This is a genomic window from Candidatus Rokuibacteriota bacterium, from assembly GCA_016188005.1.
Lineage (GTDB): Bacteria > Methylomirabilota > Methylomirabilia > Rokubacteriales > CSP1-6 > UBA12499.
Window position 1 is genome coordinate 13,702 of sequence record JACPIQ010000028.1, and the last position, 25,465, is coordinate 39,166.

The window sequence follows — 25,465 nt, forward strand, 5'->3', positions numbered from 1 at the left end:
GCGGGATCAGAAGAGGAAGTACCGCTGGGCCATGGGGAGCACGGTCGCCGGCTCGCACGTGAGGAGCTGGCCGTCGGCCCGCACCTCGTAGGTCTCCGGATCCACCTCCATGCGCGGGCAGTAGTCGTTATGGACCATGGCGGCCTTCGTGAGGCCGCGACAGCCGCGGACGGCGCTCACGCGCCGCCCGAGCTTGAGCTGCGCCGCCACGCCCCGGGCCACCGCTGGCTGGGAGAGGAAGGTCACGGAGGTCGCGGAGAGCGCGCCCCCGAAGGCCGCGAACATGGGCCGGTAGCGGACGGGCTGGGGCGTCGGGATCGAGGCGTTGGGATCGCCCATGGCCGCGGTCACGATGAGCCCGCCCTTGACCACGCACTCCGGCTTGACGCCGAAGAAGGCCGGCTTCCAGAGGACCAGGTCCGCGAGCTTCCCCTTCTCCACCGAGCCCACCTCGTGGGCGATGCCGTGGGCGATGGCCGGGTTGATCGTGTATTTGGCCACGTAGCGGCGGGCCCGCACGTTGTCGGCGCGCCCGTCGCCCGGCAGCGCCCCGCGCTGCTGCTTCATCTTGTCCGCCGTCTGCCAGGTGCGCAGGATCACCTCGCCGATGCGCCCCATGGCCTGGGAGTCGGAGGAGAGCATGCTGATGGCGCCGAGATCGTGGAGCACGTCCTCCGCGGCGATGGTCTCGGCGCGGATGCGGGACTCCGCGAAGGCCAGGTCTTCGGGGATCTTCGCGTTCAGGTGATGGCAGACCATGAGCATGTCGAGATGCTCGTCCATGGTGTTGACCGTGAAGGGCATCGTCGGGTTCGTGGAGGACGGCAGGCAGTGGGGCTCCCCGCAGACGCGCAGGATGTCGGGCGCGTGTCCGCCCCCGGCGCCCTCGGTGTGGTAGGTGTGGATGGTCCGCCCCTTGAAGGCGCGGATGGACTGTTCGACGAACCCCGCCTCGTTGAGCGTGTCGGTGTGGATGGAGACCTGCGTGTCCGTCTCCTCGGCGACCCCGAGGCAGGTGTCGATGGCCGCTGGAGTGGTGCCCCAGTCCTCGTGCAGCTTGAGCCCGATGGCCCCGGCCTCGATCTGTTCCCTGAGGGGCTCGGGGCGCGAAGCATTCCCCTTGCCGAGAAAGCCGAGGTTGATGGGCAGTCCCTCCGCGGCCTGCAGCATGCGCTGGATGTTCCACGCCCCCGGCGAGCAGGTGGTGGCGCTGGTGCCCGCCGCGGGCCCCGTGCCGCCGCCGAGCAGCGTGGTGAGGCCCGACGCCAATGCCTCGTCCACGAGCTGCGGGCAGATGAAGTGGATGTGGCTGTCGATGCCGCCCGCGGTCACGATCCGCCCCTCGCCGGCAATGACCTCCGTGCCCGCGCCGATGACGAGCCCCGGGGTGACCCCGGCCATGATGTCGGGGTTGCCCGCCTTGCCGACGCCAACGATGCGCCCGCCACGGACACCGATATCGGCCTTGACGATGCCCCAGTGGTCCAGGATGAGCGCATTGGTGATGACGAGGTCGAGCACGCCGTCCCGCGCGGTGGCGCGCGCCGACTGCCCCATGCCGTCGCGGATCACCTTGCCGCCGCCGAACTTCACCTCGTCGCCGTAGACGGTGAGATCCCGCTCCACCTCGATGAAGAGCCCGGTGTCGGCCAGCCGGACCCGGTCGCCGACGGTGGGCCCGTAGAGATCGGCGTACTGCCGGCGCGGGATCACGAGGGGCATGGCTGCGGCCCCCCCGCGCCGGCAAATCCCTCGCGGGCCGCGCGCGCGACAGCGGCGGCGCGGGCCTCCGGGCCCACCGGCCCCTCGGTCAGCGCGTTGAGCCCGCGCACCTCGCGCGCGCCGGCGAGCTCCACCAGGCTCACCTGCTTCTCGTCTCCGGGCTCGAAGCGCACCGCCGTGCCCGCCGGGATGTTGAGCCGCATGCCGAAGGCCAGCGCCCGGTCGAAGCGGAGGGCGCGGTTGGCCTCGAAGAAGTGGAAGTGCGAGCCCACCTGGATGGGCCGGTCCCCGGTATTGGCCACCGTGACCCGGACCACTGAGCGGCCCGCATTGGCCACGATCTCCCCCTCCCCCAGCACGTACTCACCGGGAATCATCGAATGGGCCGATGGATCGTCACGAGCTTGGTGCCGTCGGGGAATGTCCCCTCGACCTGCACCTCGTCCAGCATCTCGGGGACGCCCTCCATGACGTCGTCGCGCGACAGGATCGACATCCCCTGGGCCATGAGGTCCGACACCGAGCGTCCGTCGCGGATCCCCTCGAGGACCTCGGCGGTGATGAGCGCCAGCGCCTCCGGGTGGTTCAGGCGCACCCCGCGCTGCCGGCGGCGGCGGGCCACCTCGGCGGCGACGAAGACGAGGAGCTTGTCCTGCTCGCGTGGCGTCAGGTGCATGGTCCCCTCAGACGGTGAGATGCTCTCTGACGGCCTCGTGCCGGAGGTCGGCCGTCGCACCCCGCGACACGATGGTCCCCTTGCGCATGATGGCGTAGGAGTCGGCCAGGCGCCAGGCGAACTCCAGATACTGCTCCACCAGGAGCACGCCGATTCCGCGCGCCTTGATCCGCTGGATGGCATCCTCGATCTGGAGGATCACCGAGGGCTGTATCCCCTCCGTGGGCTCGTCCAGGAGGAGGAGCCGGGGCGAGGCCAGGAGCGCGCGCGCGATGGCGAGCTGCTGCTGCTCCCCACCCGACAGCACGCCACCCTTCCGTCCCAGCAGCGACTCGAGCTTGGGGAAGAGCTCGAACACCTGCTCCAGGTCATGCGCCATCCCGTCGGGCGCCGGGGCGGGCCGGCCCCGCTTCCCCATGAGCCCCATGCGCAGGTTCTCCGCCACCGTCAGGCCCGGAAAGATCTCCCGTCCCTGGGGCACGTAGCCGATCCCGCGGGCGACCCGCTCCTCGGGGCGCCGCCCGGTCAGCTCCTCGCCCGCGCAGAGGATCCGCCCTGACCGTGCGGGAAGGAGCCCCATCACGGCCTTGAGTAGCGTGGTCTTGCCGACGCCGTTACGCCCCATGAGGCAGACGACTCCGCCCTCGGGCACCGCCAGCGAGACGTCCCACAGCACCTGGCTCTCGCCGTACGCCGCGCACAGCCCCCGGACCTCAAGCGCCGGCGGCACGGCTTCGCCCCAGATAGACCTCCATCACGCGTGCGTCCTGCTGGACCTGCTCCACGGGGCCCTCGCAGAGCAGCGAGCCCTCGTGCAGCACCGTCACGGTGCGGGCGATGCTGCGCACGAACTCCATGTCGTGCTCGATCACGAGCACCGCGCGCTCGCCGGCGATGGCCTGCAGCAGCCGGCCGGTCCGCTCCGTCTCCTCGTCGGTCATACCCGCCACGGGCTCGTCCACCAGCAACAGCGCGGCGTCCTGCACCATCACCATCCCGATCTCCAGCCACTGCTTCTCGCCGTGGGAGAGCCCCCCGGCGCGGTCGCCGGCCTTCCCGGCGAGCCCGATGCTGTCAAGCGTCCGGCCGATCCGCTCCGCCTGCCCCGCCTCCAGCCGGGCGCGGAGCGTGGCGAGCACCCCCTTGCTCTTCCGGGCCAGCGACAGCTCCAGGTTCTCCCGCACCGTGAGAGTGGCGAAGACCGACGGCGTCTGGAACTTCCGCCCGACCCCCAGCGTCGCGATCTCGTTCTCCCGCCGGCCCACGAGGTCCGTGTGCCGGCCGAAGATGACCCGGCCGGCCGAGGGGGTCACCTTGCCCGAGATGACGTCGAGGAGGGTCGTCTTGCCCGCTCCGTTCGGGCCGATGACCACGCGCAGCTCGCCGTAGTCCATGTAGAAGGTCAGCTCGCGGAGCGCCTTGAAGCCGTCGTAGTCCACCGTGACGTTCTCGAGGTAGATGATCGAGCCGCGGGGGGAGGCGCTCTCTCCCTCACGCCTGAACGTGAAGGAGTCCGCGTCGCGGTTGGGCCTCTTCGCGCCTTCGGCGCTCTCTCCCTCACGCCTGAACGTGGAGGAACCCGCGTCGCGGTTGGGCCTCTTCGCGCCTTCGGCGCTCATCGGGGTGCCCGTTCTGCGGTGGCGCGGGTCAGGGCGGTGTCGTCGGAGCGTCTGTGCAGCAGCGGCGCGAGGTGTCCCGCGAGGCGGTGGAGGGCGCCGGCGAGACCGTCAGGGAAGAAGAGGACCACGCCGACGAACAGCCCGCCGAGCACGAAGAGCCAGAGATCCGGGTACGACGTGGTGAGCACGCTCTGGAGCCAGCTCACCCCGAAGGCGCCCAGCACCGCCCCGCCAAGGGTCCCGCGCCCCCCGACGGCGACCCAGATGATCATCTCGATGGACGGCAGCACGCCGATCTTCGCCGGCGTGATGATGCCCACCTGAGGCACGTACAGCGCCCCCGCCACCCCGGCCAGGGCCGCCGAGACGACGAAGACGAAGAGCTTGAAGGCCGCCGGCGAGTATCCCGAGAAGAGGACCCGGGCCTCGCTGTCGCGGATGGCCACGAGGACCTTCCCGGCCGGCGAGCGCGTGATCCAGCGGCAGAGGAGGTAGGCGCTGCCGAGGCACGCCGCGGTGGCCAGGTACAGGGCGCGCTGGATCCCGGGGTCCTCGAGGGGGAAGCCGAAGATGGTCTTGAAGCCGCTGAGGCCGTTGGTGCCGCCCAAGTTCAGTGAGTTCCTGTTGAACACGAGCCAGGCCGACAGCGCCAGCGCCTGGGTGATGATCGAGAAGTAGACTCCGCGGATCCGGCTGCGGAAGGTGAGGTATCCGAACACGTAGGCCACGACGGCGGGGACCGTGACGACCGCCAGCAGGGTGAAGACGCCGCTGTGGAAGGGGCGCCAGAACAGCGGCAGCTCGGTCACGCGGTTCCACACCATGAAGTCAGGCAGCGCGTTCCGGTACACGCCCTGCGTCCCGATCTCCAGCATCAGGTGCATGCCCATGGCATAGGCGCCGAGACCGAAGAAGACGCCGTGGCCCAGCGACAGGACGCCGGCGTAGCCCCAGATGAGGTCGATGCCGAGGGCGAGGATCGCGTAGGCCAGGAACTTCCCGAACAGGTTCAGCGTGAAGTCGGCGACGTGGAACGGCGACTCCGCCGGCAGCAGGTTCAACGCCGGGAGCGCTGCGAGGAGGAGCAGGCCGATGGCCAGGAGCCCCCAGCGCTCACGCGTCGGCATGGCGCCCCCTGACCGCGAAGAGCCCCGAGGGCCGGCGCTGGATGAAGAGGATGACCGCGACCAGGATGAGCACCTTGCCGTACACCGCGCCCAGCGAGGGCTCGATGACCTTGTTGAGCCCCCCGATCCCGACCGCAGCGAGAATGCTGCCGAGGAGCTTGCCCACCCCGCCCGTGACCACCACCATGAACGAGTCCACGATGTAGTTCTGACCGAGCTCGGGCCCCACGTTGCCGATCTGCGTGAGCGCGCAGCCGGCAAGCCCGGCGAGCCCGGCCCCCAGCGCGAAGGTGCCGGCGTCCACCCACCGGGCGCGCACGCCCAGGCAGGCCGCCATGGCGCGGTTCTGCGTCACCGCGCGGATCCGCAGGCCAGCCGCGGTCTTGAAGAGGAGCAGGTACATGCCGCCGACACAGAGCGCCGCGAGGGCGATGATGAAGAGGCGGTTGTAGGGGAGCTGGAGGCCCACCGCCACGGGGATGCCTCCCGACAGCCAGCGTGGAGAGGTCACATCCACGTTGGCGGCGCCGAACCAGAGCCTGAGCCCCTGCTGGATGATGAGACTCAGTCCCCAGGTGAGGAGGAGCGTCTCCAGCGGCCGCCCGTAGAGGTGGCGGATCACGCCGCGCTCCAGCACCAGCCCGGCGGCGCCGGCCACCAGGAACGAGAACGGCAGCGCGGCGAGGAAGTAGTAGTCGAAGGATCCCGGCAGATGCGCCCGGAACCAGCCCTGCGTCACGAAGGTGGCATAGGCTCCCAGCGCCATCAGCTCGCCGTGGGCCATGTTGATCACGCCCATGAGGCCGAAGACTATGGCGAGCCCGAGCGCCATGAGCAGGAGGATGGAGGAGAGCGAGAGCCCCTGGAAGCCGAGCTCGATTGCCGTGGTCACCAGACTCCAGCGCTCGATGCCCTTGACGGCGTCGGCGGCTGCCTGCCGCACCGCCGCAGACCCGCCGTCGGCCGCGACGTCTCGGAGGCGCTCCAGCGCGCCGACGCTGCGGAGCGTGCCGAGCCGCGCGGCGGCCATGGCCCGGGCCGCATCGTCGCCCCGGGCCAGCCCGATGAGCGCCAGGGCCTCCTCCATGGCGTGGCGCGCCCAGCGATCGCTCTCCCGTCCCAGCGCCTCGGTGAGCACGGGGAGCGCCGCGGCGTCGGCCGCATTCCCCATCTTGGTCGCGGCCGCGCGCCTGACGCGAGGGTCGGGGTCGGCCAGCTGGCTCTGACCGGAGAAGGCGTCGATGAGCGGCCGCAGCGCGAGCCTGAGGCGCCGGCCGGCCGCAACCTCCTCGAGCGTGGCGAGCTCCACCAGGAGCGGCTTGCCGGCGGGCCCGGTGATGGGCTCGCGTCCGTAGGCCGCGAACAGCGGTACCAGAGTCCGATCGCCCTCGGACACCTTGTCGCCGGCGATCACGGTCTCGCGCTGGCCCTGGCGCGCCCAGACATACACGCTGCCCTCCCTGAGCGCCTCGAGGAGCGGCAGGATCTTCCGGTCCCCCGTCTTCCCGAGGGCCACCGCCGCCGCCTCCTGCAGCTCCGGATCCTTGCTGGCGACATCGCTCAGCTGCTTCGCCAGCTCTGGAGCCGGCGCGGCCGCCGCAGGGGCCGCCCAGGCTGCTGCCGGGGCCACGCAGGACCCCGGCAGCAGCGCGAGCGCGACGAGCAGCGAGCGAAGACCCGGGAGCATGAGCTCCGTCTCACGCCCTCTTCTGGTACGTCCCCTTCTGCTTCACCCAGTCGCAGCCCTTGTCCGGACTCGTGTACTGGCTCCAGGGCTCGGCCTTGACCAGCCCCTTCGACCGCGACACCACCTTGAACTGGCCGTCCTTGAGGATCTCGCCGATCAGTACCGGCTTGTAGGTGTGGTGGTTGGCCTCGTCCATCTTGATCTTCCCGCCGGGGGCCAGGAACTCCTGGCCGTACACCGCCTTGCGCACGGCGTCCACCTCGAAGCTCTTCGCCTTCTCCGCGGCCTGCTTCCAGATGTAGACGCCGAAGTACGCCGCCTCCATCGGATCGTCGGTCACTCGCCTGTCGCCGCCGGGCAGGTTGTGCCTCTTCGCATAGGCCTTGAAGGCCTGGACGAACTTCCTGTTCTGCGGCGTGTCCACGGACTGGTAGTAGTTCCACGCTGCGAGGTGACCCACCAGCGCCGAGGTATCCATGCCGCGCAGCTCGTCCTCGGCCACGCTGAAGGCCATGATCGGCGCGTTCTCGCTCCGGAGCCCCTGGTTGGCGAACTCCTTGTAGAAGGGCACGTTGGAGTCGCCGTTGATCGTCGAGAGCACGGCGGCGTTGCCGCCGGAGGCGAAGCGCTTGATCTTGCCGACGATGGTCTGGTAGTCCTGATGGTTGAAGGGCGTGTACTCCTCGGCGATGGAGTCGGCGGGGACGCCCTTGGCCAGGAGGAACGCCCGGAGGATCTTGTTGGCCGTGCGTGGAAAGACATAGTCGGTGCCCAGCAGATAGAACTTCTTGTATCCGCCCCCCTCGCGCGACATCAGGTACTCGGCCGCCGGGATCAGCTGCTGGTTGGGCGTCGCGCCGGTGTAGAAGACGTTCCGCGAGCACTCCTCGCCCTCGTACTGGACGGGGTAGAAGAGCAGTCCGTTGTTGTTCTCGAAGACCGGCAGCACCGACTTCCGGCTCACGGAGGTCCAGCAGCCGAAGGTCACGGCCACCCTGTCCTGCAGGAGCAGCTGCTTCGCCTTCTCGGCGAAGAGGTCCCAGTTGGAGGCGGGGTCCACGACCACGGGCTCGACCTTCCGCCCCAGCACGCCGCCCCTCGCGTTGATCTCCTCGATGGCCATGAGGACCACGTCGCGGAGCGACACCTCGCTGATGGCCATGGTGCCGGAGAGCGAGTGGAGCACCCCGACCTTGATGGAACCGCCCCCCTGCGCCCTGAGGATGGCGGGGAAGCCGAGCCCCACCGCCGCCGAGACGCCAGCGACGGCCGCGGTCTTGAGGAAGTCCCTGCGTGAATGACCTTTCATGTCCTGCTCCTTTCCCGTGACAGGTTCGTGTGGTCTCACGGCATCAGTGCCTGTGGTCCCGGACGACGCTGTCCGTGGAACTCGACCGGCACCAGAGCAAGGGCTGTGCCGCGCGTACGCGATCCGTCTTCTCGCGGGATTACGTGGATATCGCCGGGTCGGGGGCCGGCGGGCGCTGCCCGAAACGTGGGCAACCGACGGAGGGTGCCGAACAATGCGGCAGCAGCGCCCGCCCACGGCGGCGTGGAGCGGTACCTCCTGTGGGGGCACCGCCTCGGCGGGGCGCTACTTCGGCGCGGGAGACTGCGTCACATTCTCGGCGAGGAGCAGGGCCCGGGCGATGTCAGCCATGGGCTTGCGCGAGTCCATGGCGGTCTTCCGGATGCGGCGGAAGGCCTCGGGTTCGCTGAGCCCGAGCCGCGCCATGAGGAGGCCCTTGGCGCGCTCCACCAGCTTGCGCGACTCGAGCCTGGCCCTGAGCGTTTCGTTCTCCCGCCGCACCGCGTCCATCTCCCGGAAGCGAGACACGGCCACGTCCAGCGCGGGCGGCAACTCCGCGGTGCGGAGGGGCTTGGTCAGGAAGCCCAGCACTCCGGCCTCGACGGCCCGGCTCCACACGAGCGGCCCGGTACGACTCGTGAGGAGCACCACCGCGCATGGGGCCTCGGCCGCGATGCGGCGGGCGGCCTCGGTCCCATCGCCGTCGGAGAGCCCCACGGCGAGCACCGCCACGTCGGGACGGTGGCGCGTCACGAGGGCAACGGCCTCCCCGGCCCGCTCGCAATCCCCGACCACAGCCCCGCCGGCGGCCTCGATCGCCTCGGCCAGCGTCTTCCGCGACGGCGCGTGATCGTCCACGATGACAACTCTCCAGCGGGGATTCACGGCGGCCATGAACAGCAAGCGGGGTGCCAGGAGCCGTGCTGGCGCCCGCTCCCGGCGCCTCACCGCCGCCGGGAGCAGGGCTCAGCGTCGACTGCGAACGCTCAGACGTCGTAGTAGAGAGCGAACTCGTGCGGATGCGGGCGCAGCCGGACCGGGTCCACCTCGTTCTTGCGCTTGTACTCGACCCACGTCTCGATGAGATCCGGGGTGAACACGTCGCCCTTCAGCAGGAAGTCGTGGTCCTTCTCGAGCAGGTCGAGCACGACGTCGAGCGAGCCCGGGAGCTGCTTGATCTTCTTCTGCTCGGCCGGCGGCAGCTCGTAGAGGTCCTTGTCCACCGGCTTGCCGGGGTCGATCTTGTTGGCGATGCCGTCGAGGCCGGCCATCACGCATGCCGCGAAGGAGAGATACGGGTTGCAGGTCGGGTCCGGCGTCCGGAACTCGATGCGCTTCGCCCCCTCCGACTTGCTGTACATCGGAATCCGGATGGCCGCCGATCGGTTCCGCTGGCTGTAGACGAGATTGATGGGCGCCTCGTAGCCGGGCACCAGCCGCTTGTAGCTGTTGGTGCTGGGCGCGATGAAGGCGAGCAGCGCCGGAGCGTGCTTGAGGATACCGCCGATGTAGTAGAGGCAGGTCTTGGAGATGTCGGCGTAGCCTCCGCGCTCGTAGAAGAGGTTCTTGCCGTTCTTCCAGAGCGACTGGTGAGTGTGCATCCCGGAGCCGTTGTCCTGGAAGAGGGGCTTCGGCATGAAGGTGGCCGTCTTGCCCCACTTCTTCGCGGTGTTCTTGGCGCAGTACTTGTACCAGCACACGCGGTCGGCCATCTTGGTCAGGGTGTCGAAGCGCATGTCGATCTCGGTTTGCCCGCCGGTGGCCACCTCGTGGTGGTGCACCTCCACCCGGATGCCCACGGACTCCAGCGCGAGCACCATGTCCGAGCGAATGTCCTGGAAGTGGTCCATGGGCGGCACCGGGAAGTAGCCCTGCTTGTAGCGTGGCTTGTAGCCGAGGTTGGGCCGCTCCGGCGTCCCCTCCTTGCCGCTGTTCCAGGCGGCCGCGTCGGAGTCGATGTGGTAGAAGCCGAAGTTGGCGCCCTGGTCGAAGCGAATCGAGTCGAAGAAGAAGAACTCGAGCTCGGGACCGATGTAGACCGTGTCGGCGACCCCGCCGCGCTTGACGTAGGCTTCCGCCTTCTGGGCCACGTAGCGCGGGTCCCGGCTGTACGGCTTGCCCGTGACCGGGTCCTTGATGTTGCAGATGAGCACCAGCGTCGGCACCGCCGTGAAGGGGTCCATCTGGGCTGACGAGGGATCGGGCATGATCAGCATGTCCGACTCGTCGATGGTCTGGAAGCCCCGGATCGAGGAACCGTCGAAGCCGAGTCCGTCCTCGAAGATCCCCTCGCTCAGCTCCGAGACGGGGATGGAGAAGTGCTGCCACAGACCGGGGAGATCGATGAAGCGGAGGTCAACGATCCGGGCCCCCTTCTCCTTGGCCATCTTCAACACGTCCTTCGGGGTCATGCCTCTCTCCTTATGGGGGTTGCGTGGGAACAGGAACTCGGGGACCCGCGGCCACGCCGCGTCGCCGGGCCCCTACAATAGAAACTCCGCCTCGTGCCGTCAACCCGGCCCATCTGCCATTGCGGGGGCGCAGAAGTGGCCCCCGCCATGCCTACACCGCGCGCGAGCCTCCGGGCCCGACTCTCTCCGTTGCGGGGCCCAGAAATGGCCCCCGCCATGCCCTGCCTGGCGCGCGCCCGACGGGCCCGACTCTCTACCATTGCGGGGGCCCAGAAATGGCCCCCGCACTCCCCCACCGGCGGACAACCCTGCAGAGATGGCCCCCGCACTCCCCCGACGACGGACCACCCTGTGGACATGGCCCCGCACTCCCCCCGGCGGCGGGTAGCCCTAGTGGGTGGCGCGGGCCTTGGCCTCTGCCGCGCGCACCGCCTGGTCGAATGGGCCCCCGCCCGTGATCGAGTACTCGCCGTAGCTGCCGCCGAGCGCATAGGCGGTCTCGGAGTGCTGCGACAGGTCCAGCCCGGCCTGCTCCTCTTCCTCGCTCACCCGGAGACCCATGACCGCGTCGAGCACCTTGAGGATGACCGTGGTCGCGACGAAACCCAGCACGATCGTCACCACGACCGCCAGGACCTGCACGCCGAGCTGGCCCGGGTTGCCGTAGAGGAGCCCGTCGCCTCCCGCGTCGTTCACCGCCTTGGTCGCGAAGAGCCCCGTGGCGATGGCGCCCCAGGTGCCGCCCACCCCGTGGACGCCGACCACGTCCAGGGAGTCGTCGTAGCCGAGCCGACCCTTGAGGTTGCAGGCGGTGTAGCAGAAGACGCCGGCCAGGGCGCCGATGACGATGGCGGCGACCGGGGTGACGAACCCGGCGGCGGGGGTGACGGCCACGAGACCGGCCACGGCACCCGAGGCGGCGCCGAGCACGGTGGGCTTGCCCCGCTGGCTCCACTCGGTGAACATCCAGCCCAGCGCCGCGGCCGCCGCCGCGGTGTTGGTGGTCGTGAAGGCGTGGGCTGCGAGCCCGCTGGCGCCGAGGGCGGAGCCGGCGTTGAAGCCGAACCAGCCGAACCAGAGGAGCCCGGCGCCCATCACCGTCATCGGCAGGTTATGGGGGGGCATGGGCTGGTGGCCGTAGCCCCGGCGCTTGCCGATGACAATGGCCGCGGCCAGCGCGGAGACGCCCGAGGAGATGTGGACCACGGTGCCGCCCGCGAAGTCCAGCGCCCCCAGGTTGCGCAGCCAGCCGCCCACACCCCAGACCCAGTGGGCCAGCGGATCGTAGACGAGGGTGGCCCACGCCAGCACGAAGATGATGAAGGTGGAGAAGCGCTTGCGCTCGGCGAAGGCCCCCGTGATGAGGGCCGGCGTGATCACCGCGAACATCATCTGGAAGAGCATGAAGGCCTGGTGCGGGATGGTGGCCGCATAGTCGGTGTTCGGCGCCGCGCCCACGCCGCGGAGCCCGATCCACTCGAGCCCGCCGATCATGCCTCCCCTGTCGGGGCCGAAGGCCAGGCTGTAGCCCCAGAGGACCCACTGGATCGAGATGAGGGCGAGGATGATGAAGCTGTGCATGAGGGTGCCGAGGGCGTTCTTCTGCCGCACCATGCCGCCGTAGAAGAGGGCCAGGCCCGGCGCCGTCATGAGAAGCACGAGCGCGGTAGAGGTGAGCACCCAGGCCGTGTCCCCCGTGTCGAGCTTCGCGGGCGCGGGGGCCGCGGGAGCCACGGCCTTCGGCGCCTCGGCGGCTGGAGCGGCGGAGGGCGCGGGCGCCTGAGCCTCGGCCTGCACCGCCAGGAGGGCCAGCGCCGCGAGCATGGACCCCGCCTCCCCTTTCGTGAGCGCCGCGCTGACGGCGCGGGCGGCCCGCGCCGGTCTAGAGGGCGCTCTCATCGCGCTCGCCCGTGCGGATCCGCACCGCCGTGTCCACCGGTGTGATGAAGATCTTCCCGTCGCCGATGTTCCCGGTCTTCGCCGCGCCGGCCAGGACCCCGGCCACCTTTTCCACCAGGTGGTCCGGGGCGACGACCTCGACCTTGATCTTGGGGAGGAAGTCCACCGTGTACTCGCCGCCGCGGTACAGCTCGGTGTGCCCCTTCTGGCGCCCGAACCCGCGGACCTCGGACACGGTCATGCCGATGATCCCGATACCCGTCAGGGCCTCCTTGACGTCGTCGAGCTTGAAGGGCTTGATGATAGCCTCGATCTTTTTCATGGAATCCTCCCTCCACCGGAGCAGTGCACCGGGCGTGCCGCGCAGCCGGCGGTGGCGCGTGCGTGGAAAATCAGGTGCTTGGAAGTCTGGCGGGAGTCGAGGCCGCAGAGCTCCTGCCCACGAATTGGGCAGGTCGCTCAGAACTGCCTCGATGCTAGGCAGTCGTGATCAGTCGAGCCAGTCCGGCCCGCCCTCGGGCCGACTGGGGGCCTGCCAGCGGGTACCGAGCGCGTCCCTGATGGCTCCCCGGACATAGCGCAGGTCGGCGCTCTTCTGCGCCAGCCTGATGCCGGGGAAGAGTGACCGGGCGTCTTCCGGGAGCATCCCGGAGCAAACCACCACCGGCGTCCTGACGGCCCGGCGGTCCAGCGCCCTCAGGAAGTCGTGCCCGTCCATGCGGGGGAGCTTCAGGTCGAGCAGGATGATGTCGGGTCGCACTCGATCGAGCATGGCGAGGGCCTGCAGGCCGTCCGGCGCCTCGTAGACCTCGAACTGCCCTCCGAGCTCCATGCGGTAGAGCGCGCGCCAGGCGGGATCGTCTTCGACAATGAGCATGGTCGTCATCGACACCACCCCCCCCACACCACCGGGGTTGCAAAGGGGATGCCGGGACTGCGGCCCAGCGCTGGCGGCCACTTGTGGATCGGGCGCAGGAGGTACGGCGTCGTGGCGCTGACGGGTGCGGCTGACACGTGCTCCAGGGAGGACGGGGGCGCGCCTGGATGGAAAGCCCGAGAGGGTGGCCGGGGCCGGCTACGGGCGGCGCTGGGGGACACCGTGACGCCGCATCTTGGAGTACAGCGTCGGGCGCCGAAGGCCCAGCAGCGCCGCTGCTGCCTGCTTGTTCCAGCCCGTGGACTCCAGCGCCCGGATGATGGATACGCGCTCGATCTCCTCGAGCGACCCCGCCGGCGGCGCGGCGGCCGCGCTGTTCCCCACCTCGGTGCGCAGCCCTTCGGGCAGATCGGACACGGTGATCTCCGCGCCGCGCGCCACGAGCACGGCGCGCTCGATGGCGTGCTCGAGCTCGCGCACGTTGCCGGGCCACGGGTAGGCAAGCAGCCGCCGGTAGGCCTCGGGGGCGATGCCGTCCACCTGCCGGCCATGCCTGGCCCTGAAGCGCTCGAGGAAGGCCCGGGCGAGGAGCGGCACATCCCCGGTCCGCTCGCGGAGGGGTGGCAGCGCCACCGTCACCGTGTTGATGCGGAAGTAGAGGTCCTGGCGCAGTCGCCCCTCGCGCACGGCGGCCTCGGGGTCGCGGTTGGTCGAGCAGATCACGCGGAAGTCCACGGGCGCCGTGCGGGAGCCGCCCAGCCGCCGCACCTGGCGGTCCTCGATCACGCGCAGGAGCTTGGCCTGCAGGTCCAGCGGCATCTCCGTGATCTCGTCCAGGAGCACGGATCCGCGGTGAGCCTCCTCGAGGAGCCCCGGCTTGTCCGTGGCCGCGCCCGTGAAGGCCCTCTGCACGTGCCCGAACAGCTCGGACTCGATGAGGTCCTTGGGGAGCGCGGCGCAGTTGATCTTCACCAGCGGCCCGCTGGCGCGCGGGCTCCGGGCGTGGAGCGAGTTGGCGACGAGCTCCTTGCCCGTGCCGCTCTCGCCCACGATGAGCACGTTGGCGTCCGAGCCGGCCACCGACTCCAGCAGCTCGAACATGCGCCTCATGGTCGGCGCGCTCCCGAGGATGTCATCGAAGCCCACCTGCTCGGCCAGGCGCCGCTTGAGGTCAGATGTCTCGGCGAGCAGGCGCCGGCGCTCCAGCGCCTTGGCCACCAGCGTCAGCATCTCCGCCGAGTCGAAGGGCTTCGCGACGAAGTAGAAGGCGCCCTGCTTGGTGGCCTCCACCGCCTTCGGGATGGAGGAGTGCCCCGTCATGATGATGACCTCGAGCGCGGGATCCTTGCTCTTGAGCAGCGGGAGGAGCCCGAGCCCATCGCCGTCGGGCAGGACGAGATCCACGAGCGCCAGCGCGAACTCGTGCTGGGCCATCTGGGCCATCGCGCCTGCGGCGTCCCCGGCCACGGCGACGTCGTACCCCTCGCCCCCCAGCACGATGCGGAGCCAGTCGGCGATCGCGGCCTCGTCGTCCACCAGGAGGATGCGGGACTTCATGCCGCCCTCATCTCCTCCTCACCCTAGCACAGCCGAGAGCCGCGCCACCAGATCGCGGCCTCCGTCCCGCGGGCGCCGGCAGGGCGCGCCCCGCGAGGGGCGAGGCCCTTGACAGCCATGGATGCCACGCGCAATATGGCCTCGTGCACCTCGGCCTCGCGCTCTCCGGACGCGGCCTCCTCGCCACACCCGACGCGCTCCTCGAGCTCGCCGCGGCCGTGGAACTCTCTCTCGCCGCCTCACTCTCCGTTGGCCTCGGGCCGGCGTCTCAGGCTCTCCGCCGGGGTCTCGCGGGGCCTGCGCCCTGTGCCGGGAAGGGCCGCCCGACGGTCCTCCGCACCCCGCGGTAGGCGCTGCATGCCCGCGCTGCCGCAGGACGTCGCCGGCTTCATTGCGTCGGGCCGCGTGGGGCATCTGGGCACCGCCGACGCCTCGGGCCAGCCCCTCGTCGTCCCGTTCTGCTACGCCTTCGACGGCTCCGCCCTCTTCTCCGCCGTGGACGCCAAGCCCAAGCGAGTCGCCCCGGAAGGACTCAAGCGCGTGCGCAACATCAGGGAGAACCCGAAGGTGTGCGTCGTCATCGACGAGTGGGACGAGGACTGGAGCCGGCTCCGCCACGTGATCATCCGGGGCGAGGCCGAGGTCCTGACCTCGGGTGCCGACTACCGGCGCGGCGTCGAGCTGCTCCTGGCCAAGTACCCCCAGTACCGCCGCATGCGGCTCGACCCCGGGGGCGGCGTGATGATCAAGGTGACGCCGGGCCGCGTGACGCAGTGGAGCCTCACCGGATGACCCCCGTGGACCGCGCGCTCGACCGCGTCCGCGAGGGTCGCGCCCCCGACGCGCCGGAGGCCACGCTGTTGCTCGGCCTGGACGACGCCCGCCTGCCGCATCTCCTGGCGGCCGCGGCGGCCGCCCGCGATCGGGGCCATGGCCGGCGGGTGACATTCTCGGCCAAGGTGTTCGTTCCTCTGACCACGCTCTGCCGCGACTACTGCGGCTACTGCGCGTTCAGGAAGGACCCGGGCGAGCCGGGCGCTCACACCATGACGCCCGAGGCGGTGCTCGCGCTCGTCCAGGCCGGGGAGCGGCTCGGCGCCAAGGAGGCGCTCTTCTCGCTCGGCGACAAACCCGAGGCGATCTTCCCCGAGCACCGCGCCGTCCTCCGGCGCCTGGGTCACCGGACGACCCTGTCCTACCTGCGCGCGGTGAGCCAGCTCGTGCTCGCCGAGTCTTCGCTCCTGCCCCACGCCAACCCCGGCGTCATGTCGGAGCGGGACCTGAGCGCGCTGCGCGAGGTCAGCGTCAGCATGGGCATCATGCTCGAGACGACCTCCGAGCGGCTCCTGGGCCCGGGCCTCGCCCACGATCGCGCGCCTGACAAGGTGCCGGCCCGGCGCCTCAGGACCATCGCGCTGGCGGGGAAGCTCGGGATCCCCTTCACCACCGGCCTGCTCATCGGCATCGGCGAGACGCACGCCGAGCGGGTGGACACCCTCCTGGCCATTCGCGACCTGCACGAGCGCCACGGCCACATCCAGGAGGTGATCGTCCAGAACTTCCGCGCCAAGCCGAGCATCCCCATGCGCGCCTGGGCGGACCCCGCGCTGCCCGATCTCCTGCGCACCGTGGCGGTGGCGCGGCTCGTGCTGGGACCGGAGATGAACATCCAGGCGCCGCCCAACCTCATGGCCGACGGATACGGCCGTTTGCCCGAGGCCGGACTCAACGACTGGGGCGGCATCTCGCCGCTCACCCCCGATCACATCAACCCCGAGAAGCCGTGGCCGCTGATCCGCGAGCTCGCGCGCGTCACCGAGGCCGCGGGCCACGAGCTGCGCGAGCGGCTCGCGATCTATCCCGAGTACGTGAGGCGGCCCGAGTTCATGGATGCGGCCCTGAGGCCAGCGGTGGCCCGGCTCGCCGGCCCCGACGGCCTCGTCAGGCCGGAGCTCGAACTGTGGAGAACGTGGTGATCCCGGAGGGCATGACATGCACTCGCTGAGTCTCGACTGGGTGGAGCGGGGGGTCCGGCGCATCCTGGACCGGGCGCTGGACGGCACCGAGCTGTCGGTGGAAGAGGGGATCCGGCTCACGGAGGTCACCGGCCGCGAGCTGCACGCGCTCTGCCTGGTGGCCGACGAGATGCGCCATCGCCAGGTGGGCGATGTCGTGACCTATGTCGTCAACCGGAACGTCAACTTCACCAACGTGTGCATCAAGCACTGTACGTTCTGTGCCTTCAGCCGCGACCACCGCGAGGAGGAGGGCTACTTCCTGCCCGTGGACGAGGTCGTCCGGCGTGCCGTCGAGGCGTGGGAGCTCGGTGCCACGGAGGTCTGCATCCAGGCCGGGCTGCCGCCGAAGATCGACGGCGGCTACTACGTGGATCTCTGCCGGGCCATCAAGGCCGCCGTTCCCGAGGTGCACCTGCACGCCTTCTCGCCGGAGGAGGTGCTGTACGGCGCCACGCGCTCGGGACTGACGATCCCCGACTTCCTCCGGGCGCTCAGGGCGGCGGGGCTGGGGAGCCTGCCGGGTACCTCCGCCGAGATCCTGGACCAGCCGATCCGCGACGTCATCGCTCGCGGCCGCATCACCGTCCGCCAGTGGATCGAGGTGATCACCGCCGCCCATGCCCAGGGGATCCGCACCACCTCCACCATCATGTACGGGCACATCGAGCGCCCCGAGCACTGGGTCCGCCACATGGATCTGCTGCGCAGCATCCAGAAGGACACGGGCGGCTTCACCGAGTTCGTGCCGCTGTCCCTCATCCACTACGAGGCGCCCATGTACCAGCGCGGGCTCGTGCCCGGCGTGCGGCCGGGGGCCACGGGCCTCGAGGTGGTGCGCATGCACGCCCTGGCCCGGCTCCTGCTGGGCCCCACGATCCGCAACATCCAGTGCTCCTGGGTGAAGGAGGGGCCGAAGCTGGCGCAGCTGCTCCTCGGCTGCGGCGCCAATGACCTCGGCGGCACGCTCATCAACGAGTCCATCTCGACCTCGGCAGGCGCCGGCCACGGCCAGCTCGTCGCGCCGGCGGAGCTGCGGCGCATGGCCCGCGAGGCCGGCCGGGTGCCCGCGCGCCGCTCCACGCTCTACGACCTGGTCAAGGTGTATCAGCGGGAGGAAGAGGACGAGGACTCGCCCCTCGACCACGTGGACGACGCCGAGGCGCGCTTCGGCTCCTACCGCCGGCTGACGGCATCGAGCGAGTTCCGGTTCGCCCATCCCGCGCGCACGCCGAGCCCGGCCTCGTAGCGCGCGCCGGGCGCGACGCGCGAGCCGGGGTGAATTGGCTCGTTGTGGACGTCAGGACGCTTGAGTACAATACGGCCCTGGTTTTCGAGGCCCGTGGCCCTCTCCACCTGATGTCGTCCTTCACCTCGAACCTGAAGACGGAGGCGCCCAGATGGCTAAGTCCATGACCAAGTCCGCGATCATCGCTCACCTCGCGCAGAAGACCACTCTCTCCAGGAAGCAGGTCGTCGACGTGATGGACCAGCTCGCCACGCTGGCAACCAAGGAGGCGAAGAACGTCTTCATCCTTCCCGGCTTCGGCCGTCTGGTGCTGGCCAACCGCAAGGCGCGCATGGGCCGCAACCCACAGACCGGCGAGCCCATCAAGATCCCCGCGAAGCGCGTCGTGAAGTTCCGTCTCGCCAAGAGCCTGAAGGACGCCGTGCTTGGCAAGAAGTAGGCCGTGGGAGGGGCTCGCGTACCGCACGCTCCCCGGCACGGACACGCAGGCCCGGGAGCTGTTCGGGTTCGTCGGCGCGTGGGCCCCGCCGCGGACGGCCGTGGAAACGGGCTGGGCGGCCTGGGACGGGTCGACGATGGTGGCGGCCGTCCTGCTGGAGCGGGCCGGGAGCTCGGCGATTCTCCACGGCCCGGTGGTCGTGGCCCCCGCCGCCTTCGAGCCCGACGACGCCCTCGAGACCGCCGTGCGCCTCGTGGCCAGCGCGCTGGAGCATGCCCAGGGCCACGGGATCGAGACCGTCTTCGCCCGCCCGCAGGGGCTCGATCGGGTCTGGGTGCGTGCGGGCTTCATCCCCGTCCCCGAGGTTTCGCTCCCCGAGGGACTCCGGGGAAGGCCGGGACTGGGCCTCTTCGCCTGGCGGGGCGGGAGCGCCCTCTGGAGCGCCGCCGGCCGAGGCGCCGCGCGGGAGTCCCGCTCCGGCTGACATGAAGACCGCCGTGCTGGCCGGCGGGACGGGCGCCGCCAAGCTCCTGCGGGGACTGGCGCGGCTCGTGGACCCCGCGGATTTGACCATCATCGGCAACACCGGGGACGACCTGCGTCTCTGGGGCCTGCACATCTCGCCCGACCTCGACACGGTCTGCTACACCTTGGCCGGCGTGGTGGATCCCGCCCGGGGCTGGGGACGCCGCGGGGAGACCTTCCACGCCCTCGAGGCGATGGGGCGATTCGGCGAGCCGACATGGTTCAGCCTCGGGGACCGCGATCTGGCGACGCATCTCCACCGGACGCGCCTCCTGGCGGAGGGCCGGACGCTCACCGAGGCCACGGCCGCCGTCGCGGCGATGCTCGGGGTCGCCCAGCGCGTGCTCCCCATGTCCGACCAGCCTGTCCGCACGCGGCTGCTCGGTCCCGAGGGCTGGCTCGACTTCCAGGAGTACTTCGTGCGGGACAAGGCGCAGGTCGCCGTCAGCGCCGTCCGTTACGAGGGAGCCGCGTCCGCTGTGCCGGCGCCCGGCGTGGTGGACGCGATCCTCGAGGCCCGGGCCGTCATCGTGTGCCCCTCGAACCCCATCACCTCGGTCGGGCCGATCCTGGCGGTGCCGGGACTGGCGCGCGCGCTGGGAGAGAGTCGGGCCACGGTGCTGGCCGTGAGCCCCCTCGTCGGAGGGGAGGCGGTGTCCGGACCGGCCGCGCGCCTCATGGCGGCGTGCGGGCTGCCGGTCTCCGCCGTCGGCCTCGCCGGGGCGTACGCCCCGTGGCTCGACACGCTGATCGTCGATGACCGGGACGCCGCGCTGGCCGCGGACCTCGAGGCCGGCGGCGTGGGCGTGGTCGTCACCGACACGCTGATGACGAGCCCTGAGAAGGAGACGGCGCTGGCCCGCCGTCTCCTGGAGGCCGTGCCGTGAGTGGTCGGGCTCCGGCGCCGACGCTGGTCGCCGTGCCGGTGAAAGACCTGGACAACGCCAAGCAGCGGCTGATCCCCCTGCTCGAGCCCGCCGAGCGGCGAGCGCTGGCGGCCGCCATGCTCGAGGACGTCCTGGCCGCCCTCGTCGCGGCCGGGCTCGGGCCTGTCTGCGTCGTCACCAAGGACGAGGCGGTGATGGCCCTGGCCGACCGGCAGGGGATCAGGTGCCTCGTGGAGAGCGCCAACCGCGGACACACCGAGGCCGTGGGGCTGGCTCAGCGGGAAGCGGTCTGGCGGGGGGTGGCGCGGTTTCTGACTATTCCGGGAGACGTGCCCTGCGTGACGCGCGCAGAGCTCGAGCGGCTCTGCGCCACCCTCGGCGCCGGGCCCGGGGTCGCCTTCGTCCCCTCGCTGTCGGGCTTCGGCACCAACGCCGCGTTGCTCTCTCCCCCGGCCGCCATGCCTCTCAAGTTCGGCGAACCCTCCTTCGAGAATCACCTGGAAACGGCACGGGCGCGCGGGCTCTCGCCCGTCGTGCTGCCACTGCCCGGGATCGGGCTCGACATCGACGCCCCCGAGGACCTGGGGCTCCTGCTGGAGCGCGGCTCCGCGACGCGCAGCGGAAGACTGGTGCGCGCGTGGGACATCCCGCGCCGCCTCGCGAGCCTCGGCTAGTGCCGCCCCGCTACGAGGTGATCGGCGTCGAGGGCTTGCCGGAGATCGCCGCAGGCCACGATCTCGGCCGGCTCATCGCCGAGGCCGCCGCGCGCCAGGGCACGCCGCTCGAGGCGGCCGACCTCCTGGTGGTGAGCCAGAAGATCGTGTCGAAGGCCGAGGGGCGCCTCGTGCGGCTCGCCGAGGTGACGCCGTCACCGCAGGCCCTGGCCATGGCGCGCGAGCTGGGGAGAGACCCCCGCCTGATCGAGGTGATCCTCGGCGAGAGCCGGCGCGTGGTGCGCCACGACAAGGGCGTCCTCATCGTGGAGACCCATCACGGATGGGTGTGCGCGAACGCCGGGGTGGACCAGTCCAACGTCGACGCCGACACGGCCTGCCTGCTCCCGGTGGACGCCGACGCCTCGGCGCGGGGGCTGCAGGAGCGGCTCGCGGCGCTGACGGGCCACGCGCTGGCCATCATCATCGCCGACACCTTCGGCCGGCCCTGGCGCGAGGGCCTCACCAACGTGGCCGTCGGCGTCGCCGGCTTCGACCCGCTCGTGAGCTATCTGGGCGAGCGGGATCCGGCGGGACACGTGCTGCAGGCCACGGTCCTCGCCCTCGCCGACGAGCTGGCGGGAGCCGCCGAGCCGGTGATGGGCAAGCTGGCGCGCATCCCGGTGGCGATCGTCCGGGGCCTGGTCTGGGAGCCCGCCGCCGGCTCGAGCCGGGCGCTCCTCCGCGACCCGGACCGAGACCTCTTCCGCTAGTGTCCTGGTTGAGAGCTCGAGAGACCAAGCGCCGGCCGGGACAGGGCCCCACCCGGCGCTGCTCGTCGACGAACTTCCGAGACAGGACACACCAGGGAGAGCCAGACCCGTGAGACTCGCGATCCTCGGAGGCACAGGCAAGGAAGGGGCGGGGCTCGGGCTCCGCTGGGCGCAGGCAGGTCACGAGATCATCATCGGCTCGCGCGACGCGCGCCGGGCGGCGGACAAGGCCGGCGAGCTCGCAGCGCAGGCGCCGGCGGCGCGCGTCCAGGGGCTGTCCAACCGCGACGCCGCGACGGCAGCCGAGGTCATCGTGCTCGCGCTGCCGGCGGCGGGGCTCCAGCAGACGCTGCCCGAGGTCAGGGACGGGTGCCGCGGCAAGGTGGTCGTCAGCGCGGTCGTGCCGCTCACCTTCGGTGGAGGACGGCTCTTCACGCCGCCGCCGCAGGGCTCCGCCGCCGAGGAAGCGCAGGAGATCCTGGGCGCCGAGGCCCGGGTCGTGGCGGCGTTCCACCACATCGCGGCCCACGAGCTGTCGGCGGCCGGTCACGCCATCGACTGCGATCTCCTCCTCTGCGGCGGGGACACCGCGGCGCGGACGACCGTCGCGGGGCTCGGCGCCGACCTGGGCCTGCGCGCCGTCGACGTGGGCGCGCTGACCAACGCCGGGCCGCTCGAGGGAATCACGGCGGTGCTCGCCACGATCAACCGCCGCTACAAGCTCAAGGGATCGGGCATCAAGATCACTGGGCTCGGAGAGGCCCATGGCCGATAGCCCCGTCGTCGTCAGGCCCGAGGCGCTGCAAGGCTTCATCGTCGCCGTCCTCGAGGCGCTGCGGATGCCGCGGAGGAACGCGGAGCTCACGGCGGCGCTGATGGTGAAGACCGATCTGCGCGGCGTGGACTCCCACGGGATCGGCATGCTCCCGCGGTACGTGGAGTGGACTCGGGCGGGATACATCCATCCCTGGGCCGAGCCCATCGTCGTGCGCGACGATCTGGCCACGGCCCTCCTGGACGGACAGAAGGGACTCGGCCATCCCGTGTCGGTCATGGGTATGGAGCTGGCCCTCGCCAAGGCCGGCACCTACGGCCTGGGCATCGTCGCCGTCAGGAACTCGAACCACTTCGGCGCCTGCGCCAATTACTCGATGATGGCGCTCGAGCGTGGAATGATCGGGCTCGCCTTCACCAACTCCCCCTTCGTCGCCATGGTGCCCACCTTCGCGCGCCAGCCGATGATGGGCACCAACCCCATCAGCCTCGCTGCGCCGGCCGCCACGCACACGCCCTTCGTCCTCGACATGGCGACGACGACCGTGGCCGTGGGGAAGCTCACCATCGCCGCGCGCTGGAATCACCCGATTCCGGAAGGGTGGGCGCTCGCCGAGGGCGGCCGACCCACCACCGATGCGCGGGCCGCCCTGGCCGCGCGGCTCCTGTCGCCGCTCGGCGGGCGTCGCGAGCTGGGCAGCCACAAGGGCTACGGGCTCGGCGTGATGGTAGACATCCTCTCCGGTGTCCTGTCCGGAGGCGTCTACGGCGACCTGCTCGACCGCAAGGGGCTGCGCACGCAGAGGCTCACCAACACGGGGCACTGCTTCGCGGCCATCGACATCGCCCGCTTCCGCCCCGTGGAGGAGTTCGAGGCTGCCATGGACGACATGCTGCAGGCGCTCAACGACACGCCGCGAGCCGAGGGCCAGGAGCGCGTCTACACCGCCGGGGAGCCGGAGGCCGAGGCGGAGCGCCACCGGCGCGCCCACGGCATCCCCGTGGCTCCGGCCCTGGTCGCGCAGGTCGGCGAGATCGCGGCGAGCCTCGGGGTGCTCCCGCTCGCCTGAGAGCCCCGGTCGCGCTCACCCGCGGCCGGCCTGATCGTGCCCCGCGGCGCGCTTGAGCGCGTACAGTGCGCGGTCGGCCTCGGCCATCAGCTCGTCGACGCTGGACGCGCGCCGGAGATCCAGCACGGCAACCCCCGCGGTGACGGAGACCTCGTAGGCCAGCTGCGCCCGCTCGCTGTGCGCGCGGACCCGCTCCGCGAGCCGGGCGCGGAGCAGCTCCGCGCTGGCGTCCGGCGCCTCGACGGCGAGCACCGCGAACTCGTCGCCGCCCACGCGAGCCACGATGTCGGTCTCCCGGAACGTGGAGCGCAGGACCTGAGCCACCGCCACCAGCGCGCGATCGCCCTCGGCATGACCGAAGCGGTCGTTGACGCGCTTGAAGCCGTCCACGTCCGCGAACACGAGGAGGGCACCCCGCCCGTTGCGCCGGGCCAGCTTCAGGTGCTGCTCGGCGAGGGTCACGAAGCCGCGCCGATTGTACAGCCCCGTGAGCTCGTCCCGCAGCGCGAGGCTTCTGAGGATCTCCTGCAGGTGTTGCCGCGCGATGGCGTGCCGGATGGCGCGCGCCAGCACCCGGCCGTCGGCCTCTCCCTTGACGAGGTAGTCCTGCGCACCGGCGCGCACCGCATCCTCCCCCAGGGCCTCGCTGTCCGAGGCCGTGATCACGATGACGGGCACCTCGGGAGCGCAGGCACGCAGCGGGGGGATCCCGGCGAGCCCCGCGCTGTCGGGCAGGGAGAGATCGAGGAGCACGATGTCGAAGCGCTGCGCGCCAAGACGCTCGAGCCCCTCCTGGAGCCGTTCCACGTGGACCACCGCGTAGCGTCCGCGATCCCGCTGCTCGAGGGTGCGGGTCACGATCAGGGCGTGGTCGGGGTTGTCCTCGATCAGCAGGATCCGCGTGCGGGACTCCGCGTTCACGCCCCCTCCCCTGTCAAGCCTGCGGCCGCTGCGCCACCACGCCGGCGGCATCGGGGAGGCTGTCGAAGAGCACGGGGCGCATGCGGTCAGCGGGGGGCCGGCGCGGCGAGAGCGCGGAGCCGGGCGACGATGGGAGGGAGGCGGTCGAGCACGGCATCGACGTCGGCCGCCGTGCTCCAGCGACCCAGGGTGAAGCAGAGCGAGCCCTCCGCCTCCTCGGGCGTGCAGCCGATGGCGCGAAGCACGTGGGAGGGGTTGCCCGTGAGCGACGCGCAGGCCGAGCCCGACGAGGCGGCAACGCCCGAGAGATCGAGGTCCAGCAGCACGCCGTCGGCCTTGACCCCGCGCAGCGCCAGGCTCAGGTGATGCGGCAGGCGCGTCTCCCTCGCGCCCGTCACGCGGCAGTCGGGCACCGCGGCCAGCACCCCCTCCAGCAGCCGGTCGCGCAGCGCGCCCAGCCGCGCCGCGTCCCCGTGGTTTCCGTCGGTCCGGATGAGCTCGGCCGCAACCCCGAGCCCCACGAGGGCCGGCAGGTTCTCCGTGCCGGAGCGGTAGCCGCCTTCCTGCCCCCCCCCGAGGATCTGGGGTGCGAGCTTGACGCCCGGCCTGACCCACAGGGCGCCCGTCCCCGGCGGGCCGTAGATGTCGTTGCCGCCGAGCGTGAGGAGGTCGATCCCCATGGCCTCCGCCGCCAGCGCGACACGCCCCGCGGCCCCCACGGCATCCACGTGGAGCGGGACGGCGGCCGCCCGCGTGACCCGGGCCAGCTCCCCCACGGGCTGGACGGTGCCAATCTCCTCGTTGGCGGCGCCGATGGAGACCAGCACAGTGTCCGGCCGGAGCGCGCGCCGGAGCTCGGCCGGGTCCACCAGCCCCTCCCGATCCACCGGGAGCAGGGTCACCGCCACGCCGTGCTTTTCCAGCGCGCGGCAGGCATTGAGCACGGACACGTGCTCGACGGCGGTTGTGACGACGTGCCGGCCTCGGGCGCCCGCACGGAGCGCAACGCCCAGGATGGCGAGGTTGTTCGCCTCGGTGGCGCCGGAGCTGAAGATCACCCCGCTCGCCGTCCCACCGATGAGCCGGCCGACCTTGGCGCGGGCGGCTTCCAGAGACTCGCGCGCCTCCGCGCCCAGGGAATGCCGGGCTGAGGGATTCCCGATGCCGGCCTCGAGGAAAGGGCGCATCACGGCGAGTACGCGCGGATCGACAGGCGCGAAGCCCCCGTAGTCCAGGTACACCCGGTCGGGGGGGGCGCCGCCGCGGGCCATGGCG

At 71.2% G+C, this 25,465-nt stretch carries 26 protein-coding genes; 10 read left to right on the forward strand and 16 right to left on the reverse strand.

The annotated features are described in order from the left end of the window. Positions 1 to 6: 6 nt before the first annotated feature. The 14 genes from ureC to HYV93_06615 all read right to left on the reverse strand — a co-directional run bounded on the left by ureC (position 7) and on the right by HYV93_06615 (position 14,884). The gene (ureC, locus tag HYV93_06550; protein ID MBI2525626.1) at positions 7 to 1,722 is read right to left on the reverse strand and encodes an urease subunit alpha; all 1,716 of its coding nucleotides are present in this window, start codon (positions 1,720 to 1,722) and stop codon (positions 7 to 9) included. Beyond that, positions 1,710 to 2,099 carry an urease subunit beta gene (gene ureB / locus HYV93_06555; protein ID MBI2525627.1) on the reverse strand — a complete coding sequence of 130 codons (390 nt, stop codon included), beginning with the start codon at positions 2,097 to 2,099 and terminating at the stop codon, positions 1,710 to 1,712. The genes ureC and ureB overlap by 13 nt, the downstream gene beginning before the upstream one ends. Next, a complete protein-coding gene (locus HYV93_06560) occupies positions 2,096 to 2,398 on the reverse strand; it encodes an urease subunit gamma (GenBank protein MBI2525628.1) in 303 nt (100 codons plus the stop codon). The genes ureB and HYV93_06560 overlap by 4 nt, the downstream gene beginning before the upstream one ends. A gap of 7 nt (positions 2,399 to 2,405) precedes the next feature. Then, entirely contained in the window at positions 2,406 to 3,128 is a 723-nt protein-coding gene (gene urtE / locus HYV93_06565; protein MBI2525629.1) for an urea ABC transporter ATP-binding subunit UrtE, read from the reverse strand. Then, a complete protein-coding gene (urtD, locus tag HYV93_06570; protein ID MBI2525630.1) occupies positions 3,112 to 4,017 on the reverse strand; it encodes an urea ABC transporter ATP-binding protein UrtD in 906 nt (301 codons plus the stop codon). Before urtD ends, urtE begins: the two co-directional genes overlap by 17 nt. Continuing rightward, positions 4,014 to 5,144 carry an urea ABC transporter permease subunit UrtC gene (urtC, locus tag HYV93_06575; protein ID MBI2525631.1) on the reverse strand — a complete coding sequence of 377 codons (1,131 nt, stop codon included), beginning with the start codon at positions 5,142 to 5,144 and terminating at the stop codon, positions 4,014 to 4,016. The genes urtD and urtC overlap by 4 nt, the downstream gene beginning before the upstream one ends. Continuing rightward, complete coding sequence (urtB, locus tag HYV93_06580) at positions 5,131 to 6,831, reverse strand: urea ABC transporter permease subunit UrtB (GenBank protein ID MBI2525632.1); 1,701 nt, start codon at positions 6,829 to 6,831, stop codon at positions 5,131 to 5,133. The genes urtC and urtB overlap by 14 nt, the downstream gene beginning before the upstream one ends. 10 nt (positions 6,832 to 6,841) lie before the next feature. Then, positions 6,842 to 8,140 carry an urea ABC transporter substrate-binding protein gene (gene urtA, locus HYV93_06585; protein ID MBI2525633.1) on the reverse strand — a complete coding sequence of 433 codons (1,299 nt, stop codon included), beginning with the start codon at positions 8,138 to 8,140 and terminating at the stop codon, positions 6,842 to 6,844. Positions 8,141 to 8,425: 285 nt separating this feature from the next. Next, positions 8,426 to 8,998 (reverse strand): ANTAR domain-containing protein, encoded by a 573-nt coding sequence (locus HYV93_06590; protein ID MBI2525634.1) that lies wholly within the window; start codon positions 8,996 to 8,998, stop codon positions 8,426 to 8,428. Between the two features lie 128 nt (positions 8,999 to 9,126). Then, a complete protein-coding gene (glnA, locus tag HYV93_06595; GenBank protein ID MBI2525635.1) occupies positions 9,127 to 10,551 on the reverse strand; it encodes a type I glutamate--ammonia ligase in 1,425 nt (474 codons plus the stop codon). Between the two features lie 390 nt (positions 10,552 to 10,941). Next, positions 10,942 to 12,375 (reverse strand): ammonium transporter, encoded by a 1,434-nt coding sequence (locus HYV93_06600; GenBank protein ID MBI2525636.1) that lies wholly within the window; start codon positions 12,373 to 12,375, stop codon positions 10,942 to 10,944. Between the two features lie 58 nt (positions 12,376 to 12,433). Then, positions 12,434 to 12,772 carry a P-II family nitrogen regulator gene (locus HYV93_06605; GenBank protein MBI2525637.1) on the reverse strand — a complete coding sequence of 113 codons (339 nt, stop codon included), beginning with the start codon at positions 12,770 to 12,772 and terminating at the stop codon, positions 12,434 to 12,436. Positions 12,773 to 12,940: 168 nt separating this feature from the next. Then, entirely contained in the window at positions 12,941 to 13,336 is a 396-nt protein-coding gene (locus HYV93_06610) for a response regulator (protein MBI2525638.1), read from the reverse strand. A gap of 189 nt (positions 13,337 to 13,525) precedes the next feature. Continuing rightward, positions 13,526 to 14,884 carry a sigma-54-dependent Fis family transcriptional regulator gene (locus HYV93_06615; GenBank protein MBI2525639.1) on the reverse strand — a complete coding sequence of 453 codons (1,359 nt, stop codon included), beginning with the start codon at positions 14,882 to 14,884 and terminating at the stop codon, positions 13,526 to 13,528. Between the two features lie 357 nt (positions 14,885 to 15,241). Here HYV93_06615 and HYV93_06620 point away from each other — a divergent pair, with 357 nt between their 5' ends. The 10 genes from HYV93_06620 to HYV93_06665 all read left to right on the forward strand — a co-directional run bounded on the left by HYV93_06620 (position 15,242) and on the right by HYV93_06665 (position 23,269). Further along, positions 15,242 to 15,676, forward strand: a complete 435-nt coding sequence (locus tag HYV93_06620) for a TIGR03668 family PPOX class F420-dependent oxidoreductase (GenBank protein MBI2525640.1) — start codon at positions 15,242 to 15,244, stop codon at positions 15,674 to 15,676. Next, positions 15,673 to 16,860 (forward strand): 7,8-didemethyl-8-hydroxy-5-deazariboflavin synthase CofG, encoded by a 1,188-nt coding sequence (cofG, locus tag HYV93_06625; GenBank protein MBI2525641.1) that lies wholly within the window; start codon positions 15,673 to 15,675, stop codon positions 16,858 to 16,860. The genes HYV93_06620 and cofG overlap by 4 nt, the downstream gene beginning before the upstream one ends. 16 nt (positions 16,861 to 16,876) lie before the next feature. Beyond that, positions 16,877 to 18,148, forward strand: a complete 1,272-nt coding sequence (gene cofH, locus HYV93_06630; protein ID MBI2525642.1) for a 5-amino-6-(D-ribitylamino)uracil--L-tyrosine 4-hydroxyphenyl transferase CofH — start codon at positions 16,877 to 16,879, stop codon at positions 18,146 to 18,148. A gap of 151 nt (positions 18,149 to 18,299) precedes the next feature. Continuing rightward, positions 18,300 to 18,587 (forward strand): HU family DNA-binding protein, encoded by a 288-nt coding sequence (locus HYV93_06635; GenBank protein MBI2525643.1) that lies wholly within the window; start codon positions 18,300 to 18,302, stop codon positions 18,585 to 18,587. Then, positions 18,574 to 19,071, forward strand: coding sequence for a hypothetical protein (locus HYV93_06640; protein MBI2525644.1), 498 nt, complete (start codon positions 18,574 to 18,576; stop codon positions 19,069 to 19,071). The genes HYV93_06635 and HYV93_06640 overlap by 14 nt, the downstream gene beginning before the upstream one ends. A gap of 1 nt (position 19,072) precedes the next feature. Beyond that, on the forward strand, positions 19,073 to 19,999 hold the full coding sequence (locus tag HYV93_06645) for a 2-phospho-L-lactate transferase (GenBank protein MBI2525645.1): 927 nt from the start codon (positions 19,073 to 19,075) through the stop codon (positions 19,997 to 19,999). Continuing rightward, positions 19,996 to 20,673: a 2-phospho-L-lactate guanylyltransferase gene (cofC, locus tag HYV93_06650; protein MBI2525646.1), complete on the forward strand. Its 678-nt coding sequence runs from the start codon at positions 19,996 to 19,998 to the stop codon at positions 20,671 to 20,673. The genes HYV93_06645 and cofC overlap by 4 nt, the downstream gene beginning before the upstream one ends. Then, positions 20,673 to 21,425, forward strand: a complete 753-nt coding sequence (gene cofE, locus HYV93_06655) for a coenzyme F420-0:L-glutamate ligase (protein MBI2525647.1) — start codon at positions 20,673 to 20,675, stop codon at positions 21,423 to 21,425. Before cofC ends, cofE begins: the two co-directional genes overlap by 1 nt. Before the next feature lie 109 nt (positions 21,426 to 21,534). Continuing rightward, the gene (gene npdG / locus HYV93_06660; protein MBI2525648.1) at positions 21,535 to 22,200 is read left to right on the forward strand and encodes an NADPH-dependent F420 reductase; all 666 of its coding nucleotides are present in this window, start codon (positions 21,535 to 21,537) and stop codon (positions 22,198 to 22,200) included. Further along, positions 22,190 to 23,269 carry an Ldh family oxidoreductase gene (locus HYV93_06665; protein ID MBI2525649.1) on the forward strand — a complete coding sequence of 360 codons (1,080 nt, stop codon included), beginning with the start codon at positions 22,190 to 22,192 and terminating at the stop codon, positions 23,267 to 23,269. Before npdG ends, HYV93_06665 begins: the two co-directional genes overlap by 11 nt. 15 nt (positions 23,270 to 23,284) lie before the next feature. On the opposite strand, the gene HYV93_06670 is transcribed toward HYV93_06665, so the two are convergent. Next, positions 23,285 to 24,190 carry a diguanylate cyclase gene (locus HYV93_06670; GenBank protein ID MBI2525650.1) on the reverse strand — a complete coding sequence of 302 codons (906 nt, stop codon included), beginning with the start codon at positions 24,188 to 24,190 and terminating at the stop codon, positions 23,285 to 23,287. Between the two features lie 86 nt (positions 24,191 to 24,276). Further along, positions 24,277 to 25,461: a cysteine desulfurase gene (locus HYV93_06675; GenBank protein ID MBI2525651.1), complete on the reverse strand. Its 1,185-nt coding sequence runs from the start codon at positions 25,459 to 25,461 to the stop codon at positions 24,277 to 24,279. Positions 25,462 to 25,465: the final 4 nt, after the last annotated feature.

Coding starts and splice junctions, on each gene's coding strand:
- urtD (MBI2525630.1), bottom strand. CDS start 4,017: ATGAGCGCCGAAGGCGCGAAGAGGCCCAACCGCGACGCGGGTTCCTCC.
- HYV93_06610 (MBI2525638.1), bottom strand. CDS start 13,336: ATGACGACCATGCTCATTGTCGAAGACGATCCCGCCTGGCGCGCGCTC.
- urtC (MBI2525631.1), bottom strand. CDS start 5,144: ATGCCGACGCGTGAGCGCTGGGGGCTCCTGGCCATCGGCCTGCTCCTC.
- HYV93_06665 (MBI2525649.1), top strand. CDS start 22,190: ATGGCCGATAGCCCCGTCGTCGTCAGGCCCGAGGCGCTGCAAGGCTTC.
- urtA (MBI2525633.1), bottom strand. CDS start 8,140: ATGAAAGGTCATTCACGCAGGGACTTCCTCAAGACCGCGGCCGTCGCT.
- HYV93_06635 (MBI2525643.1), top strand. CDS start 18,300: ATGGCTAAGTCCATGACCAAGTCCGCGATCATCGCTCACCTCGCGCAG.
- HYV93_06675 (MBI2525651.1), bottom strand. CDS start 25,461: ATGGCCCGCGGCGGCGCCCCCCCCGACCGGGTGTACCTGGACTACGGG.
- cofG (MBI2525641.1), top strand. CDS start 15,673: ATGACCCCCGTGGACCGCGCGCTCGACCGCGTCCGCGAGGGTCGCGCC.
- HYV93_06600 (MBI2525636.1), bottom strand. CDS start 12,375: ATGCTCGCGGCGCTGGCCCTCCTGGCGGTGCAGGCCGAGGCTCAGGCG.
- HYV93_06605 (MBI2525637.1), bottom strand. CDS start 12,772: ATGAAAAAGATCGAGGCTATCATCAAGCCCTTCAAGCTCGACGACGTC.
- ureC (MBI2525626.1), bottom strand. CDS start 1,722: ATGCCCCTCGTGATCCCGCGCCGGCAGTACGCCGATCTCTACGGGCCC.
- ureB (MBI2525627.1), bottom strand. CDS start 2,099: ATGATTCCCGGTGAGTACGTGCTGGGGGAGGGGGAGATCGTGGCCAAT.
- cofH (MBI2525642.1), top strand. CDS start 16,877: ATGCACTCGCTGAGTCTCGACTGGGTGGAGCGGGGGGTCCGGCGCATC.
- urtB (MBI2525632.1), bottom strand. CDS start 6,831: ATGCTCCCGGGTCTTCGCTCGCTGCTCGTCGCGCTCGCGCTGCTGCCG.
- HYV93_06560 (MBI2525628.1), bottom strand. CDS start 2,398: ATGCACCTGACGCCACGCGAGCAGGACAAGCTCCTCGTCTTCGTCGCC.
- HYV93_06645 (MBI2525645.1), top strand. CDS start 19,073: ATGAAGACCGCCGTGCTGGCCGGCGGGACGGGCGCCGCCAAGCTCCTG.
- HYV93_06615 (MBI2525639.1), bottom strand. CDS start 14,884: ATGAAGTCCCGCATCCTCCTGGTGGACGACGAGGCCGCGATCGCCGAC.
- glnA (MBI2525635.1), bottom strand. CDS start 10,551: ATGACCCCGAAGGACGTGTTGAAGATGGCCAAGGAGAAGGGGGCCCGG.
- HYV93_06620 (MBI2525640.1), top strand. CDS start 15,242: ATGCCCGCGCTGCCGCAGGACGTCGCCGGCTTCATTGCGTCGGGCCGC.